The sequence below is a fragment of the Cellulophaga baltica 18 genome (assembly GCF_000468615.2).
Classification (GTDB): Bacteria; Bacteroidota; Bacteroidia; order Flavobacteriales; family Flavobacteriaceae; genus Cellulophaga; species Cellulophaga baltica.
On record NZ_CP009976.1, the window covers coordinates 2,671,936 to 2,688,575 of the forward strand.

16 protein-coding genes are annotated in these 16,640 nt (G+C 34.3%); 9 read left to right on the plus strand and 7 right to left on the minus strand.

Features of this window, described 5'->3' with window-relative positions; genetic code table 11:
* Positions 1 to 29: 29 nt before the first annotated feature.
* The 4 genes from M666_RS11405 to M666_RS11420 are packed head-to-tail and all read right to left on the minus strand — an operon-like array spanning position 30 to position 2,971.
* On the minus strand, positions 30 to 755 hold the full coding sequence (locus M666_RS11405; protein ID WP_024480110.1) for a head GIN domain-containing protein: 726 nt from the start codon (positions 753 to 755) through the stop codon (positions 30 to 32).
* 33 nt (positions 756 to 788) lie between these two features.
* Entirely contained in the window at positions 789 to 1,877 is a 1,089-nt protein-coding gene (locus M666_RS11410) for a DUF4097 family beta strand repeat-containing protein (protein ID WP_029445952.1), read from the minus strand.
* Positions 1,858 to 2,418, minus strand: a complete 561-nt coding sequence (locus M666_RS11415; RefSeq protein WP_029445953.1) for a hypothetical protein — start codon at positions 2,416 to 2,418, stop codon at positions 1,858 to 1,860. Before M666_RS11415 ends, M666_RS11410 begins: the two co-directional genes overlap by 20 nt.
* A 1-nt stretch (position 2,419) precedes the next feature.
* Positions 2,420 to 2,971, minus strand: coding sequence for an RNA polymerase sigma factor (locus tag M666_RS11420; RefSeq protein ID WP_029445954.1), 552 nt, complete (start codon positions 2,969 to 2,971; stop codon positions 2,420 to 2,422).
* 217 nt (positions 2,972 to 3,188) lie between these two features.
* On the opposite strand from M666_RS11420, the gene lon reads away from it, so the two are divergent.
* Positions 3,189 to 5,639, plus strand: a complete 2,451-nt coding sequence (gene lon, locus M666_RS11425; protein WP_025614638.1) for an endopeptidase La — start codon at positions 3,189 to 3,191, stop codon at positions 5,637 to 5,639.
* Between the two features lie 120 nt (positions 5,640 to 5,759).
* Positions 5,760 to 6,452 (plus strand): (d)CMP kinase, encoded by a 693-nt coding sequence (gene cmk, locus M666_RS11430; RefSeq protein WP_025614639.1) that lies wholly within the window; start codon positions 5,760 to 5,762, stop codon positions 6,450 to 6,452.
* Between the two features lie 90 nt (positions 6,453 to 6,542).
* Here cmk and M666_RS11435 read toward each other — a convergent pair whose 3' ends face one another.
* From M666_RS11435 to M666_RS11445, 3 genes are all read right to left on the minus strand, one after another.
* Positions 6,543 to 7,238, minus strand: a complete 696-nt coding sequence (locus tag M666_RS11435; protein ID WP_029445955.1) for a fibronectin type III domain-containing protein — start codon at positions 7,236 to 7,238, stop codon at positions 6,543 to 6,545.
* A 4-nt stretch (positions 7,239 to 7,242) separates the two neighbouring features.
* Positions 7,243 to 9,825 carry a right-handed parallel beta-helix repeat-containing protein gene (locus tag M666_RS11440; RefSeq protein ID WP_029445956.1) on the minus strand — a complete coding sequence of 861 codons (2,583 nt, stop codon included), beginning with the start codon at positions 9,823 to 9,825 and terminating at the stop codon, positions 7,243 to 7,245.
* A gap of 205 nt (positions 9,826 to 10,030) precedes the next feature.
* The gene (locus M666_RS11445; RefSeq protein WP_024480118.1) at positions 10,031 to 10,411 is read right to left on the minus strand and encodes a LysM peptidoglycan-binding domain-containing protein; all 381 of its coding nucleotides are present in this window, start codon (positions 10,409 to 10,411) and stop codon (positions 10,031 to 10,033) included.
* A gap of 281 nt (positions 10,412 to 10,692) precedes the next feature.
* On the opposite strand from M666_RS11445, the gene rpsA reads away from it, so the two are divergent.
* The 7 genes from rpsA to pdxH all read left to right on the plus strand — a co-directional run bounded on the left by rpsA (position 10,693) and on the right by pdxH (position 16,640).
* A complete protein-coding gene (gene rpsA, locus M666_RS11450) occupies positions 10,693 to 12,513 on the plus strand; it encodes a 30S ribosomal protein S1 (protein WP_024480119.1) in 1,821 nt (606 codons plus the stop codon).
* Between the two features lie 165 nt (positions 12,514 to 12,678).
* On the plus strand, positions 12,679 to 13,224 hold the full coding sequence (pyrR, locus tag M666_RS11455; protein ID WP_024480120.1) for a bifunctional pyr operon transcriptional regulator/uracil phosphoribosyltransferase PyrR: 546 nt from the start codon (positions 12,679 to 12,681) through the stop codon (positions 13,222 to 13,224).
* 30 nt (positions 13,225 to 13,254) lie between these two features.
* A complete protein-coding gene (locus M666_RS11460; protein WP_029445957.1) occupies positions 13,255 to 14,181 on the plus strand; it encodes an aspartate carbamoyltransferase catalytic subunit in 927 nt (308 codons plus the stop codon).
* 6 nt (positions 14,182 to 14,187) lie between these two features.
* Positions 14,188 to 14,520 (plus strand): hypothetical protein, encoded by a 333-nt coding sequence (locus tag M666_RS11465; RefSeq protein WP_029445958.1) that lies wholly within the window; start codon positions 14,188 to 14,190, stop codon positions 14,518 to 14,520.
* Positions 14,517 to 14,978, plus strand: coding sequence for a DUF3291 domain-containing protein (locus M666_RS11470; RefSeq protein WP_029445959.1), 462 nt, complete (start codon positions 14,517 to 14,519; stop codon positions 14,976 to 14,978). Before M666_RS11465 ends, M666_RS11470 begins: the two co-directional genes overlap by 4 nt.
* A gap of 17 nt (positions 14,979 to 14,995) precedes the next feature.
* The gene (locus M666_RS11475; protein ID WP_029445960.1) at positions 14,996 to 15,901 is read left to right on the plus strand and encodes a ribonuclease Z; all 906 of its coding nucleotides are present in this window, start codon (positions 14,996 to 14,998) and stop codon (positions 15,899 to 15,901) included.
* A 94-nt stretch (positions 15,902 to 15,995) separates the two neighbouring features.
* Positions 15,996 to 16,640, plus strand: a complete 645-nt coding sequence (pdxH, locus tag M666_RS11480; protein ID WP_025614645.1) for a pyridoxamine 5'-phosphate oxidase — start codon at positions 15,996 to 15,998, stop codon at positions 16,638 to 16,640.

Sequence of the window (16,640 nt, forward strand, 5' to 3'; positions counted from 1 at the left end):
TTTTTGACTTTTCGATTTTTGATTGATCTTTACTTTTTAGAAACACTACCAGACCCCGATATCTTCGTGTTTATTTTGCTAGGATTACCACGATAGCTAATATCTCCAGAACCAGAGACCCTAGCTTTAATGCTCTTATTTGCGACAACTTGTATATCTGCAGAGCCAGAAACCGTTGCCTCTACATGATCAGTAGCTAGTTCATAGGCTTCTATATTTCCAGAACCAGAAATAGTCGCTTTAAATTCAGTAGTACTACCACTCAAATTCATATCTCCAGACCCAGACATAGTTGCAGAAATAGCGTTGGCTTCAAGGTGTAGCGTAATATCTCCTGAGCCAGACATGCTTGTTTTAAACTTAGAAGTTTTAAGTGTTTTTTTACTAACAACATCACCAGAACCTGAGAGTGAAAGTGCTTCAATTTCTTCAACAGGGATTGTTATTTTAATGCTATTCTTCCATTTAGAAGGTTGTATGTTTTTGTTATTTTCTATTTTTATAACGAGCTGATCATCTTTAGTTTCGGTAATAATATATTCCAAAAGATTTTCCTCTCCAGTAATACGTATTTCCCCTTCGTTGCCATCTACTAATTCAATATCAAAAAAGCCACTAATGGTAATAGCATCATAATCTCCTGTGGTTCTTTCTATAGTTTTAATGACGCCATTTCCTTTAATTTTTTTACCCCATTGCGCAGAACAGGAAGTAATTGTAGCTAAGACTAAGGCTGCGATAAATAAATTTTTCATGATTTTTGTTCTTTTTTTTGATTGATTGTTTTTTTAGTTTTTGCTGAAGGATACTCCACCGTAATCACTCGTTATAGATACTCTGTTAGCGCTGGATGACTTTCCATAATATCCTTGATAGAATTTCTCACTAGACTCTTCCTTACTCACAATAATTTCAAAATTGTCCTTACCACTAACTCCGGCATATTCTGTACTAATTTCAAAATTAAAATGGTAGTCAGGATGGTATCCAATTTTTACTCCGGTATAATCAGAACGAATGGTTAGATTATTAGCATCTGCAGCCATATTTCCTATTTGAATACCGCCGTAATCAGAAGTGATGTCTACATTACCATGTACCGTTCCTAATTTCACATTAATATAATCACCATTCCCATCTACATTATTTACCTCCTGCACTTCAATCTTACCATAATTATTATGGTAGATTAAATTTTGCATTTTAGAAATTGTACCATTGGTGTAATCAGAATTGATGTCTAAATCTTCGGCCTTATCAATTGTAAATCCAGAATAGTCTGCCTTTATTTTTCCGCTTTTAATATAACCAATGGTAGATTTTGAAGTGTAATCAAAATTCAATTCATTATTTCGGCCATGTAGCTCACCAATTTCTAGACGGCCATAGTCGCAAGAAATTTTTGCATGACCATCTATTCTATCTAGGGTAATACTTCCGTAGTCATTGTTTAAATGAACACTGTTTTTAACAGGGACTTTAATGTTGTAATCTATTTGCATATTTACATTGCTGTTATTTCCCCAGCCCCAGTTCCAACTACTCTTATTCTCGTTAAATAAAGTTTTGGCAGAAACAATGCTACTCGTTCCATCAATAGCTATGGTTATTCCATTTAGCTTATCGGAAACTTTTTCTTCGTTATTTCCATTTACAGTAATATGAACTTCAATAACTACTTTGTTTTCATTCCATGACGTAATGTTTAGGTTTCCATAACTGTTAGATACTTTTAAAAGAGCATCAGAATTTACAGTAAACTCTTTTTTAATTGTTTTTTCTTTGGTATGTTTTCCTTTTAGGCCATCTGTTGCCATCAACTTTAAGGGTAGAATGGCGGCTAAAAGCAACGCGTATTTATATAATTGTATTCTCATGTTCTGATTTTTTGATATTTTTTATTTCTTCAATTTGTTGTAAAACATCTTCTAGCAAGTCTATTCTTGTTTGAAAATTGGTAATCATAGCGCTTAGTATTAATTTACTGTTACCACCATTGATTAAATCTGTTTCTAATCCTTTGTAATTCTTTTCTAACTTAGATAGTTGAATCATAGTGTCATCTACTATTTTTTTTGTTTCTGGAGAATTTTCACTTTGTAATTTCTTCACTTCTTGAGCAATAACATTCGCAAAATAAAATTCTGTGTTTGATATCTCTGGTGATATTTCTACCACTTGATCATTAATAGAATTACTATCATTCAGAAGCAAAAAGCCTAGTCCAAAAACGAGCAATAAACTAGCTGCGATAAAAAGAAATTTATAAGGTGTTTTCTTTTTCTTAGGGATGCTCTTTACGCCGTTAGCCGTATTCAGTTTTTCTAAGAACCGAAGCTCGTGCCCTTTGCTTGGCTCTTCTGTGTCCCAACGACCTTCGTGCTGGTCAAATAATTCGTCTATCCTATCCTTCTCCATCTTATATTGCCATTAATTTTTTTCGCAAACTGTCTTTCGCCCTAGAAATGGTTGTCCTACAATTTGCATAACTTAAATTCATAATCTCACTTATTTCTTCATAATCAAACCCTTCAATTAAATGTAAGGTCAAAGAAATTCTGTAATTGTCTTTTAACTGTTTCATGGTTTCCATCACTTTTTGAGCCTTTTGTTCCGTAAACACATAATCAGAGGCAATTCCGTCAGTATCCTCGACCTTATACATTACTTCGTCCAGTGCAACTTCATTTTTCTTTAGTTGCTTTCTGTACTGGTAGATACTGTTGTTTATCACAATGCGCTTTAACCAGGCTCCAAACGCTACCTCTCCTTTAAAGGAATTTAGTTTGGTAAATGCGCTTAAAAACGACTCTTGCATGACGTCTTCTGCAATGGCACTATCTTTTACAATCCTTACCGCAGTGTTAAACATTGCTTTGTAATACCTATTGTAAACTTCTAGTTGCGCACTTTGTTTTCCGTTTAAACACATTTGCAACAATGTATCAATATGTTCTTTTTTGTGGCTCAAAAAATGGTTGTTTTGTAGTAATGATGATTCTGTTTCTGTAATGTTACACTTTTTTTAAAATATTTTTTATGTGTTGGCATAAGAATTGCTTTTTATAATTGAAAAAAAGTTGCTATCCTTACTAACTCCTGTAGTTATTAGGGTTTTCAGCCTATGTTAAAAAATAAATACTAAACAGATTTCTGCACTACGGTGACAGAATGACCGAAATATAACTATGGGAAATTCTAAATTTTCAAATTTTGACAATATGTCGTTACAAGGTATCGATGAAGATTCTGAGTTAATACCTCTTCTAACTCCAGAAGATGAAGAGGAGATGAACAGTGAAAAGCTGCCAGAAACATTACCAATATTACCCTTGCGTAATACGGTTTTATTTCCGGGGGTAGTTATCCCTATTACGGCAGGGAGAGATTCCTCTATCGCCTTAATAAAAGATGCTAATAATGGTAGTAAAGTCATTGGGGTTGTTTCTCAGAAAGATGAGAATGTAGAAAACCCAGGAGTAAAAGATATTAATACGCTAGGTACTGTCGCCAGAATTTTGCGAGTTTTACAAATGCCTGATGGGAATACTACGGTAATTATTCAGGGTAAAAAACGTTTTGAAGTAGCCGAAGTACTTACTGAAAAGCCATACATGACGGCTACAGTTCGAGAAGCTAAAGAAGAGCGTCCTGATCCTGTTAATCCAGAATTCTTAGCAATTATAGAATCTGTGAAAGAATTAGCTTTAAAAATCATCAAGGATAATCCTAATATTCCTAGCGATGCTTCTTTTGCGATAAAAAATATTCAAAGCAATTCTTTTCTAATCAACTTTGTATCTTCTAATCTTAGCGTAGATGTAGATATTAAACAAGAACTTTTAGAGATTCCTAGTTTGCAAGAACGTGCTTTAGCAATGCTAAAGTATATGAATGTTGAGCTTCAGAAATTAGAGCTTAAGAATGATATTCAGTCTAAAGTTCGTACGGATCTAGATCAGCAACAACGAGAGTATTTCTTACATCAACAGATGAAAACCATTCAAGAAGAATTGGGTGGCGGGTCTTATGAAGAAGAGATTGAGGAAATGCGTAAAAAAGCTAAAAAGAAGAAATGGGGCAAGAAAATTAATGACCATTTCATGAAAGAGCTTGCTAAAATGCAACGTATGAATCCGCAAGTGGCAGAATACAGCATTCAGCGCAATTATTTAGAGCTGTTTATAGACTTACCTTGGAATGAATTTTCTAAAGATAAGTTTGACTTAGCTAGAGCTCAGAAAATTCTAGATAGAGATCATTACGGTTTAGAAGATGTAAAAAGAAGAATCATAGAATATTTGGCTGTGCTTAAGCTGCGTAATGATATGAAATCTCCAATTTTATGTTTTTATGGGCCTCCGGGAGTTGGTAAAACTTCTTTAGGAAAATCTATAGCAGAAGCTTTAGGAAGAGAGTATGTGCGGGTATCTTTAGGAGGCTTGAGAGATGAAGCTGAAATTCGCGGACATAGAAAAACATACATAGGGGCCATGCCAGGTCGTATAATCCAAAGCTTGAAAAAAGCAGGGAAATCTAATCCTGTTTTTATTTTAGATGAAATAGATAAATTATCTAATAGCCATCAAGGAGATCCTTCTTCGGCCATGTTAGAAGTTTTAGATCCAGAACAAAATAGCGAGTTTCATGATAATTTCTTGGAGATGGGCTATGACCTTTCTAAAGTTATGTTCGTAGCTACCGCTAATAATATTGGAAATATTCAGCCAGCATTGCGTGACCGTATGGAAATGATTCCTGTAAGTGGTTATACTATTGAAGAAAAAGTAGAGATTGCAAAAAGACATTTATTACCTAAGCAGCTTAAAGAACATGGTCTTTCCGATAAAAATCTTAAAGTAGGGAAACCACAATTAGAAAAAATTGTGGAAGGCTATACGAGAGAATCTGGTGTGCGTGGTTTAGAAAAGCAAGTGGCTAAGGTAGTACGTAATACGGCTAAGAATATAGCGATGGAATTAGAGCACAATCTTAAACTTACGAATGACGATATAGTGACAATTCTAGGTCCAGCACGTATGGAGCGTGATAAGTATGAAAACAATGATGTTGCGGGTGTAGTTACAGGATTAGCTTGGACCAGTGTTGGGGGAGATATTCTATTTATAGAATCTATCTTAACAAAAGGAAAAGGTAATTTAACCATCACCGGTAACCTTGGTAAGGTGATGAAAGAATCGGCTACTATTGCCATGGAGTATATTAAATCTAATTGTGATTTATTTGGTATTGATGCAGATGTTTTTGAAAAATACAATGTGCATATTCACGTGCCAGAAGGAGCAACGCCTAAAGATGGTCCGAGCGCGGGTATTACAATGCTAACGTCTCTAGTTTCTTTGTTTACGCAACGTAAAGTGAAGAAAAGTTTGGCGATGACCGGTGAAATTACATTAAGAGGTAAAGTGTTGCCTGTAGGTGGTATTAAAGAAAAAATCTTAGCAGCAAAACGTGCACGTATCAAAGAGCTCATTTTGTGTGAAGAGAACAGAAAAGATATTCTTGAGATTAAAGAAGAATATTTAAAAGGCTTGACATTTCATTATGTAACAGAAATGCATGAAGTGGTTGCATTAGCAATTACAAACCAAAAAGTAAAAAACGCTAAAAAGCTGTAAAAGCATTTTTTTATAACTGATTTTTTAAAAGGATGGTTGTTGATTTAATAACCATCCTTTTTTTCTAAAATATTTCCTAACTAAAAGAGAGAACTAAACATTTCTTTTTAATTTTATTCCATGCGAAAAATTACGATAGCAATAGATGGATTTTCATCTACAGGAAAAAGTACGATAGCCAAGCAACTGGCCAAGGCTCTAGGATATATCTATGTAGATACTGGGGCTATGTATAGAGCAGTGACCTTATTTGCTATGCGCAATGAGTTTATTGGTACGGAGAGTAGTAATATTGAGGCGTTGGTAAAACTGTTGCCTAAAATAAATCTAAAATTTGTTTACAATGAAACAGTAGGCTTTGCAGAGATGTATTTGAATAATGAAAATGTAGAAAAAGAAATTAGGACGCTAGAAGTATCTAGAAATGTAAGTCAAATTGCTACCATTGAAGAAGTACGCTACAAATTAGTAGAGATGCAAAAGAAAATGGGGCAGGAGAAAGGTATTGTCATGGATGGTCGTGATATAGGAACCGTGGTTTTTCCTGAAGCAGAATTAAAATTGTTTATGACGGCATCTGCGGAGAAGAGAGCAACTAGACGGTATAAAGAATTACTAGATAAAGGAGATGATGTTACTTTTGAAGAAGTACTTAAAAATGTAGAACAAAGAGATTATATAGATTCTCATAGAGAATTTTCGCCGTTAAAATTAGCAGATGATGCTATTGAGTTTGATAATAGCGATATGGGGCTTGAAGAGCAATTTGAACGTATTTTAGGCTATGCTCAAAGGGTGATTAATAAACTGTAATTAGTGATATTGTTTTTGGCCTTTAACTGTCGATTAATAAAAAGCGAGGTGATCTCAATAAAAAGATAATCTCGCTTTTTATTTTAGTATTTAATTACTGCTAAAACTCCATACTTGACCTATAGATTGTCCTCCGTTACTGTCCTTGGCAATAATCTTCCAATAATAAGTGTTCATCGGGTTTAATGAAATTTCTAAATGTTGAACATTTATATTATCGCCAATTTTAATCATTGGTGGGTTATTGGTGTCTAAATAAACTTCATAAAGAAGTTGATCATTATCTACATCTGTACAGAGCCATTCTAGTTTTGTAGTATTGCTAGTTATTGCAGTATTACGTTCTGGAGCAAGCAATTGAGGAGAAAAAGGAATATGATTTGTTTCGGCAAGACCTTCAGTATAAAATTGAAATGTTGAGGAATATTCACCGCTTAGATTTTTGCTGTCAACTGCTTTAACACGCCAGTAATAAGCAGTTCCTTCCTCCAGTGTTACAGATTTTGTAGTGTTATCAACCTCAAAGGTTTGATTGTTGCTTGAGAAATTATTTGTTTTAGATATTTCAAGAATGTAGGATAAGGTATCCCCATTTGGGTCAGTAGCTTTATTCCATTCAAAATCTAAAAGATTAGTGATGCATAATAAATTGTTTGATGGGTAGATTAAAGAATTAACTTTAGTCGGGGCTAAATTTTGTTCAGGCGCTTCATCAGAACTACTGCCACTTTTTGAACATGAAACAGAAATGAGCGCTATGATTACAATAGATTTAATAGTTTTCATGATTTTAGTTTTTTAGTATTTGAATAGCGCTAGGGTTTTTACCATTAATTTTAACTATGTATACTCCAGAAGGCTCACCTACTAAGTTTAAATTTACTTTTCCATTCGTTACTAGATATGGTTTAGAGGATACTAACTGAGAATTTATATGGTATAAATCAATAGTAATCTGGTGTTCGTTTTTCGGAACTGAAATTTGAAAAATTCCACTTGTTGGATTCGGGTAGGCAACTATATCTTCTAGTATCTCAATTGATTTGCTTAATGTTCCTTCACATTGAGCGCTTGATGTTACTTTTACAATATCACCATGGCTAACCGCTACATCAAATGAATTTTCATTGGTTTGAAAAAGTAACTTCTCGTTTACTATGATATGGAAGGGAGCAGTTCCTTTTTCTATTTTTACCGATAATTTATTTAGAGAAACTACCGATTTTCCGGTTATTTCATTAGCTTCTTTTATTTCTATACTAAAGCATTGACTTTCTGTATTCCCGATGATAGAAATACAAAAATCATAAGTGCCGGGATCAAGATTTTCAAAAAGGGTGTCTTTTGTGAACGTAGTATCGCTTCCATTGAAATTTAGGGTGTAATTTTCAGGAAAATCGGCCTCTATATGTAATTTCCCATTGTGTTGATTTGGACAAGTTTCTGATGAAGTAGTAATTAGGAATTGTGTTTTTAAAACAGACCAGGAAATACCTTCTCCAGTGTCTTCAACAGCATTGATTCCGGCAGTCCATCGAGTGCCACCTAACTCATAAGCGCCAATATCGGGTGCTATACCCTTATATGGTTTTGGGAATTCTGCTATAATTTGAGCCTTATCTACTACCGGGCTTCCAGTTATTGGCATAAAATTCGATGCATCAGCATCTTCAAAAGGGGAAATGGAATTTATTAGATTGTCTTGAATATCAAAATCAGATGCGGTTGCACTAAACCAATCTCCTATATTAGAATAGTTATTGTAAATTTTATTATTTTCTTGAGTATACCCATTAACCCAAGAATCCATCGCGCGTTCAGCGTTCCAAATGGTATTATGGTAAAAATCTAAATTAGTATTGTTCCAATTAACTTGATAACCGCTCCATGAAATATTCCATATTACATTATGATGAACAGTATATCCTTTACTATTATTGTCTAAATAAATACCTGCAGCTTTACCGGGACTTCCTATAGCGTGAGAGTAGGTGGGTGCTGTAGCATCATGAAACCAGTTATGGTGAATTTCAATGTTTTTTAAATCTGCATTCCCCACGGTGTAAAAAATACCAGAATCACTATTTATTTTTTGTGAAGCAGAAACATCGTTATAGGCAACCTCAGAATTAAGACCATTAACGTACATGCCATCTCTTCCGGTATTGAAAATAGTATTTTTTAGTATTTTCATATTCGATGCACTTGTTCTAATTGGTGAGGCATGAATACCTATATAATCGATATTACTTATTTTATTTTTCTCGATAATTCCATTAGAAGCAGCCCATCCTGCTATCAGTATTCCGCTTACAGCGCTATGATCTATTATGCAGCCTGAAATAACTGTATTGTCTCCAAGCACCTCTATGGCAGCTTCACCGGCTTGTGCAGAGGTATTTGTTAAAGAGTCATGACCTTCACTCCCATGAATAATTTGACAATTGATGACTTGGTTATTGTCTGCATTGTTGTGTATTTTTACACTTCCTCCAAAAAAGTTTAATCCTTCGAGCTTAATATAATTTCCATAGAGTTGAGCGGTATATTTATTTCTCGCATACGCTACCGTGTTATCTTCTGGAATAGATCCATCGGCAGTTTGAAAATATAATGTTTTTGTTGTTTCTTCATAGTACCACTCTCGCGCATAATCTAGAGCTTCAAGCTTGTTAAATACATATAATTGACCGCGATTGTTTCCTGGGTTGTCGCGCCAAACCGTTGGATTATGGGGGGTAAAAGGCCATTTTGTGATATCTACACCGGTATAATTTATTCTTGCTGCCGTATTTGAAGTAATTGACCTTGTCCAGCTAGTTCCGGAGTGTGCTCCTAAGTAGTAAACTAAGCCGCCTGTCCAATCAATATTAGGTAGGTTGTCTACCATAAAATGCGTCCCATCACCATCTATTACAGGGGTGCTATTTATGGTCCATCGATTGTTATCGGTATTGTTCGGCCAGCGCGCTAAATCCATATATTCGTCGTTATGGTATATTGCCCGAAATCTACTTTCAATAGGAATGTCAACAATCGTTTTAAATATAGATCCACTATGTGGTTGCCATCCATTAATATAGGAGGTAGCTTTTATCTGTACATTTTCGCCCTCGGCAGCCTTGAAAGTTAAATAGCTGCCAGCTGTACCACTCTTGTCAATAGTAAGTTCTTCTTCATAAATACCTCCTCGGATAATGCAGACATCGCCGGCAGACATTTCAGTTATAGCTTTGCTAAACGTTTTATACGGATTCGCTATTGATCCATCATTAGTGTCATTGCCATCTGTAGCAACATATAATGTTTGGGCGACAATTAATGAATGGCTGAATAAAAGGAATAAGAGTAGAGGTAGTCTTTTAATATTCATAGGTGGTTTTTCCTCAAAGAAAACCTTTTTTAAGAAAAGACCATAAATGGTATGGTTTACATTTTATAACAAATGGGTTAAGTGAGTGTTCCATCATGATTACTTGATATGAAGAAACATTAAAAAATAATGGGTAATTGAATATTTTTAAAGGCACAAAAAAAGGCGCTCATAGCGCCTTTTAAATTTAAAATATGTTCCTGTATTATGGGTTAGGAATAACTAATACTTGGTCTGGATGAATAACATCTGGACTTTTTAAAACGCCAGTGTTTGCTTCAAATATTTTAGTGTACTTCATAGGATCACCATAATATTGCTTCGCAATCTTGCTTAAAGATTCTCCACCTTTTACAGTGTGTCTGTGGTATACAGATTCGTCAGCAACAGTAATGTTAGCTTTTACGTCAGAAGCATTTTCGCCACCTACTTCCTTTATTTTATCCCAAATAAGGTTTTTCTCATAAGGTGTGTTTGCTTCACCTTTTATTTTTAAAACGCCACCTTCTTCAGATACGTCACCATTTTTAATTCCTAATTCTTCTCCAAGATTTAAAACGCCTTGGTATTTAGCTTTTACGCTCATGTTTATTTATTTTAATAGTTAATTTAATAACTTAAATATACAAAAAATAGTATAAATACGATTAAAAAAAGTGTCCTAAAAATAAGGCCTTGTAGTATTGAATTTTATGTCAGCAGATTAGCTTGTGTATTTTTAAAAAAATGCTTAGTTTTGCACACCTTTTTTAAACTAGTAATATTAAGAGAAGAAAGGGACGTTTAAACAAAACAATGTATAATACTTTTGTAGTATAAGTTTTAACTCTTATTAAGTACTGCAGAATACAAATTATTAATCAGCAAATGGCTGAAGACAAAAAACAAGCTGAAGCAGCAGAAGCTGTTGAAGCAAAAGTACAGGCACCTGTACAAGACCCTCAAGAATTTTTAGAAAATTTTAACTGGACAAAGTACGAGCAAGGTATTGAGCAAGTTGATGATGCCAAACTTCAAGAGTTTGAGCAACTAGTTGCTGAAAACTTTGTAGATACAATGGATGAAGAAGTAGTTCAAGGTACTGTAGTTTATCTTACAGATCGTGAAGCTATTATCGACATTAACGCAAAATCAGAAGGTGTTATTTCACTGAACGAATTTCGTTACAATCCAGATTTAAAAGTTGGTGATAAAGTTGAGGTTCTTATTGACATTCGTGAAGACAAAAGTGGTCAATTAGTATTATCTCATAGAAAAGCCAGAACTATCATGGCTTGGGATAGAGTTAATGCTGCTCACGATAAAGAAGAAATCGTTAATGGTTTTGTTAAGTGTAGAACTAAAGGTGGTATGATTGTAGATGTTTTCGGAATCGAAGCATTCTTACCAGGTTCTCAAATTGATGTGAAGCCAATTAGAGATTACGATCAGTACGTAGGTAAAACTATGGAATTCAAAGTAGTGAAAATCAACCACGAGTTTAAAAACGTTGTTGTTTCTCATAAAGCACTTATTGAAGCTGATATCGAAGAACAGAAAAAAGAAATCATTGGTCAACTAGAAAAAGGACAAGTATTAGAAGGTGTTGTTAAAAACATTACTTCTTATGGTGTGTTTATTGATTTAGGTGGTGTTGATGGTTTAGTTCACATTACTGACCTTTCTTGGTCTAGAATTAACCACCCGAATGAGGTTGTTGAGTTAGATCAGAAATTAAATGTTGTAATTCTTGATTTTGATGATAACAAATCAAGAATCCAATTAGGTCTTAAGCAATTAGAGAAGCATCCTTGGGAAGCTTTATCTGATGAAATTAAGATTGGTGACAAAGTTAAAGGTAAAGTAGTCGTTATTGCTGATTACGGCGCATTTATCGAAGTTGCTGAAGGTGTTGAAGGGTTAATTCACGTTTCTGAAATGTCATGGTCAACGCACTTACGTTCTGCTCAAGATTTCGTAAAAGTTGGTGATGAGGTTGAAGCGGTAGTTTTAACTATGGATCGTGATGATCGTAAGATGTCTCTTGGTATCAAGCAAATGACGCCAGACCCATGGACTGATATTACAACTAAATATCCTGTAGCTTCTAAACATACTGGAATTGTAAGAAACTTTACAAACTTTGGTGTATTCGTAGAGCTAGAAGAAGGTATTGATGGTTTAATCTATATCTCTGATTTATCTTGGACTAAGAAAATTAAGCACCCATCAGAATTTGTAACTGTAGGTGACAAATTAGAAGTTGAAGTATTAGAGTTAGATGTTGAAGGACGTAAATTATCTTTAGGTCATAAACAAACTACTGAGAATCCTTGGGATAAATATGAAACTGAATTTGCTTTAGATACAACGCATACCGGTACTATCGGTGAGGTTGTTGATAAAGGAGCAACTATTGATTTCAATGAAGATATTCAAGCATTTGTACCAACACGTCATTTAGAAAAAGAAGATGGTTCTAAATTAGGTAAAGGTGATACTGCTGAATTCAAAATCATTGAGTTCAACAAAGAATTCAAGAGAGTTGTAGCAAGTCATACTGCTATATTCAAAGCTGAAGAACAACGTAATGTAAAAGCTGCTGTTAAGAAAGCTGCTGCTCAAGCTGATGAAGCAAAACCTACTTTAGGAGATGCTAATGAAGCGTTACAAGCGTTAAAAGATAAAATGGAAGGTAAGACTAAATAGTCTTTTCTATCATAATCTTAACCTGCTCAAGTAGGTTTAAAAGAGCCCGGACATTTGTTCGGGCTTTTTTTATGATGAATTCTCAAATTTGCGTAAAATGATTATCTAGTTTGATTCCTATTTTAAAAGATAATTTGATACTTTTGTATTCACAGAATTTTTAGCATGAGTCAAAAAGTATTGCTTTCTTCAAAAGAGATAAATATTATCCTGCATCGCTTGGCTTGTCAGCTTTTAGAGAATCATTTAGATTTTGAAAATACAGTACTTATAGGTATTCAACCTCGAGGCATATTCCTAGCACAGCGACTTACCGATATTCTTCAAAATGATTACGGCGTTAAAAATATAAATTTAGGATTTTTAGATATTACTTTTTATCGGGATGATTTCCGCAGAGGAGACAAAACCTTAGAGGCCAATAAAACTAAAATTAATTTTCTTATAGAAGATAAAAATGTAGTGCTTATTGATGATGTGTTATATACAGGAAGAAGTATAAATGCCGCTTTAACAGCCTTGCAGTCTTTTGGGAGACCTTTAGATGTAGAGCTATTAGCACTAATTGATAGAAGGTTTAGCCGTCATTTGCCCATACAACCAAATTATAGAGGCAGACAAGTAGATGCTATAAATAATGAGAAAGTAAAGGTTAAGTGGAAAGAGAATGAAGGCGAAGATGCAGTCTATTTAATTAATACTACGGCATAAAATTTAATATAGAATAGCAAAAATAAGCATATGAGCGAGTTGAGTGTAAATCACTTATTAGGAATTAAATATCTTAAAGAGCAAGATATTCAGCTTATTTTTGAAACTGCAGATCATTTTAAAGAGGTAATTAATAGGTCTATTAAAAAAGTACCATCTTTACGTGATATTACCATAGCCAATGTCTTTTTTGAAAATAGTACCCGAACAAAACTTTCTTTTGAGCTAGCAGAAAAACGTTTGTCTGCAGATGTGATTAATTTTTCGGCAGGGCAATCTTCTGTTAAAAAAGGGGAGACCTTAATAGATACCGTAAACAATATTTTGGCAATGAAAGTAGATATGGTGGTGATGCGTCACCCTAATCCTGGAGCCGGTATATTCTTATCCAAGCACGTAAAAGCATCTATCGTAAATGCGGGAGATGGGGCGCATGAGCATCCTACCCAGGCATTATTAGATTCTTATTCTATCCGAGAAAAGTTAGGAGATGTAGCTGGTAAGAACGTGGTGATTGTTGGAGATATTTTGCATTCAAGAGTAGCATTGTCTAACATTTTTGCTTTAAAATTACAAGGTGCAAATGTAAAAGTCTGTGGCCCTAAAACATTGCTGCCTAAGTATATAGAATCTTTAGGGGTAGGTGTGGAAACAAACTTAAAGAAAGCTTTAGAATGGTGTGACGTTGCAAACATGCTGCGAATACAGAATGAGCGTTTAGATATTAGCTATTTTCCTACCACAAGAGAATACACACAACAGTACGGTGTAAATAAGAAACTACTTCAAAGTTTAGATAAGGAAATTGTAATTATGCACCCAGGTCCCATAAATCGCGGAGTGGAAATTACTAGTGATGTGGCAGATTCTAAGCAATCTATTATTTTAAATCAAGTAGAAAATGGGGTGGCCATTCGCATGGCAGTGATTTATTTATTAGCTTCAAAAATAAAATAGTTAGTTATGATTTTTGACAAAGATGAAAATACAACGATTGTTTATCAAGAAAATGCAACCTTAAACATATTTTTAGAGAACCTTTCTAAAGGCTATGAGAATATAAAAAATGATCATATTATCATTAATCTTTTCTCGTTCTCTAAAATTACTAAGAATGATATTTTAGAATTTTTAGATATTTCTAATACGCATAAGAAAGCAAATAAATCATTTGTATTGGTTACAGATGCGGTTTCTTATGAGGATGTTCCTGATCATATTTCGGTCGCGCCTAGTATTCAAGAGGCGAAAGATATTATTGAAATGGAAGAGATAGAAAGAGATTTGGGTATATGAGCTACCTTGCTCAGGTAAATATAGCTAAGATGGTTGCGGAAATCTATAGTCCTATTATGGAAGATTTCGCAAACAACTTAGATCGGATAAATACTTTGGCAGAAGCTAGTTCTGGTTTTATTTGGCGTTTAGTAGCGAATGAAGATAATGCAACGTCTATTCAGGTTTTTGAGGATACGTTTATTCTAGTTAACATGTCTGTTTGGAAACATATGGAGGCCCTTTATCAATTTACCTATGCATCAGAGCATGTTGAAATATTCAAAAGGAAAAAAGAATGGTTCCATAAGATGACAGCCATGCATATGGCATTTTGGTATGTACAAGAAAATCATCGACCAACAGTAGAAGAGGCTAAGAAGCGCTTGGCTTATCTTCAAAAGCATGGAGAAACTCCCTATGCTTTTACATTTAAAAGTAAATTTACGGCAGAAGACGCAGAAAACTTTATGACGTAAAACAAGATAATTTTTTTATGAAATTAACAATACTTGGTTGTTATGCAGCTACTCCTAGAACAATGACGAACCCTACGTCTCAGGTTCTTGAAATAAAAAACCACATGTTTCTAATAGATTGTGGAGAGGGCACGCAAGTGCAGCTAAGAAAACATAAAATTAGATTCTCAAAAATTAATCATATTTTCATCTCGCACCTTCATGGAGATCATTTTTTTGGTCTGCCGGGTTTAGTTTCTACGTTTAGATTACTGGGAAGGGATTCGGAAATGCATATTTATGGACCTAAAGGAATTGAAGAAGCTATAAATTTATTGCTGAGATTGGGAAATTCATGGACTAATTATAAGCTTATTTTTCATGAATTAACTTCAAAAGAATCTGAATTAATCTATGAGGATGATAAAGTAACGGTTAAGACTATTCCGCTAAGTCATCGGGTATATACTAACGGATTTTTATTTGAGGAAAAATTAGCCTCTAGAACTTTAGATGTTGAAGCAGCACAACGGTACCAAATTGAAACCTGTTATTTTCAAAATATTAAAAATGGCCGTGACATCACTTTAGATGATGGTAGGGTGATACCTAATGATGAGTTAACTTTTGATCCGCCAAAACCAAAAAGTTATGCTTTTTGTAGTGATACGGCCTACAAACCAGATATTGTTCCTTTGATTAAAAACGTAGATGTGTTGTATCATGAAGCTACTTTTTTGGAAACACAGGCAGAACTTGCGCCCAAAACAAAGCATTCAACGGCAAAAGAGGCTGCTTCTATTGCTAAACAAGCAAATGTAGGGCAATTGATACTAGGGCATTATTCTACGCGCTACAAATCAATAGACTTATTTAAAGAAGAAGCTTCTGAAATTTTCGATGCCGTTTCTCTCGCAGATGATGGCAAGGTTTTTAACTTTTAAAGCATAGAATATTTTTAAATAATTAAACTCAGTAATCTTCATCTTTTAGTATCTTTTTCAGAACTTTGTAAGTGTACATATTAGGGAAAATCAGATGCAAAAAGATTTAGGAGGCTACAGAAAAACATACGAAAAAAGCGAACTCACGGAAGAACGTATTTCGGATAACCCGATGGAACTTTTTCAAAAATGGTTCTATGAGACAGAAGCATCAGAAGGGGTAGAAGAACCAAATGCGATGACAGTTTCTACTATTGGTTTAGATGGTTTTCCTAAGAGTAGGGTTGTACTACTAAAAAAATACACTCATGAAGGGTTTATTTTTTATACCAATTATGATAGTGAAAAAGGTAGAGCTATAGCAAATAATTCAAAAGTTTGTGTTTCTTTTTTCTGGCCTTTTATGGAGCGTCAAATTATTATAAAAGGTGTGGCAGAGAAAATTCCTGAAAATTTATCAGATGGGTATTTTGAATCGCGTCCAGATGGTAGTAAGCTTGGGGCTATAGTTTCAGAACAGAGCACCGTGATCGCTTCTAGAGAGGTGTTGGAAGTAAAGCTTAAAGAATTAGAAAAAGAATACGAAACTAAAGAAATTTTGCGTCCTAAGAATTGGGGTGGATATATCGTAAAGCCTATTTCTATGGAGTTCTGGCAGGGGAGACCTAATAGATTGCATGATCGCATCAGATTTTCTTTGGAGAATATTGATTGGAAAATAGATAGATTAGCACCATAA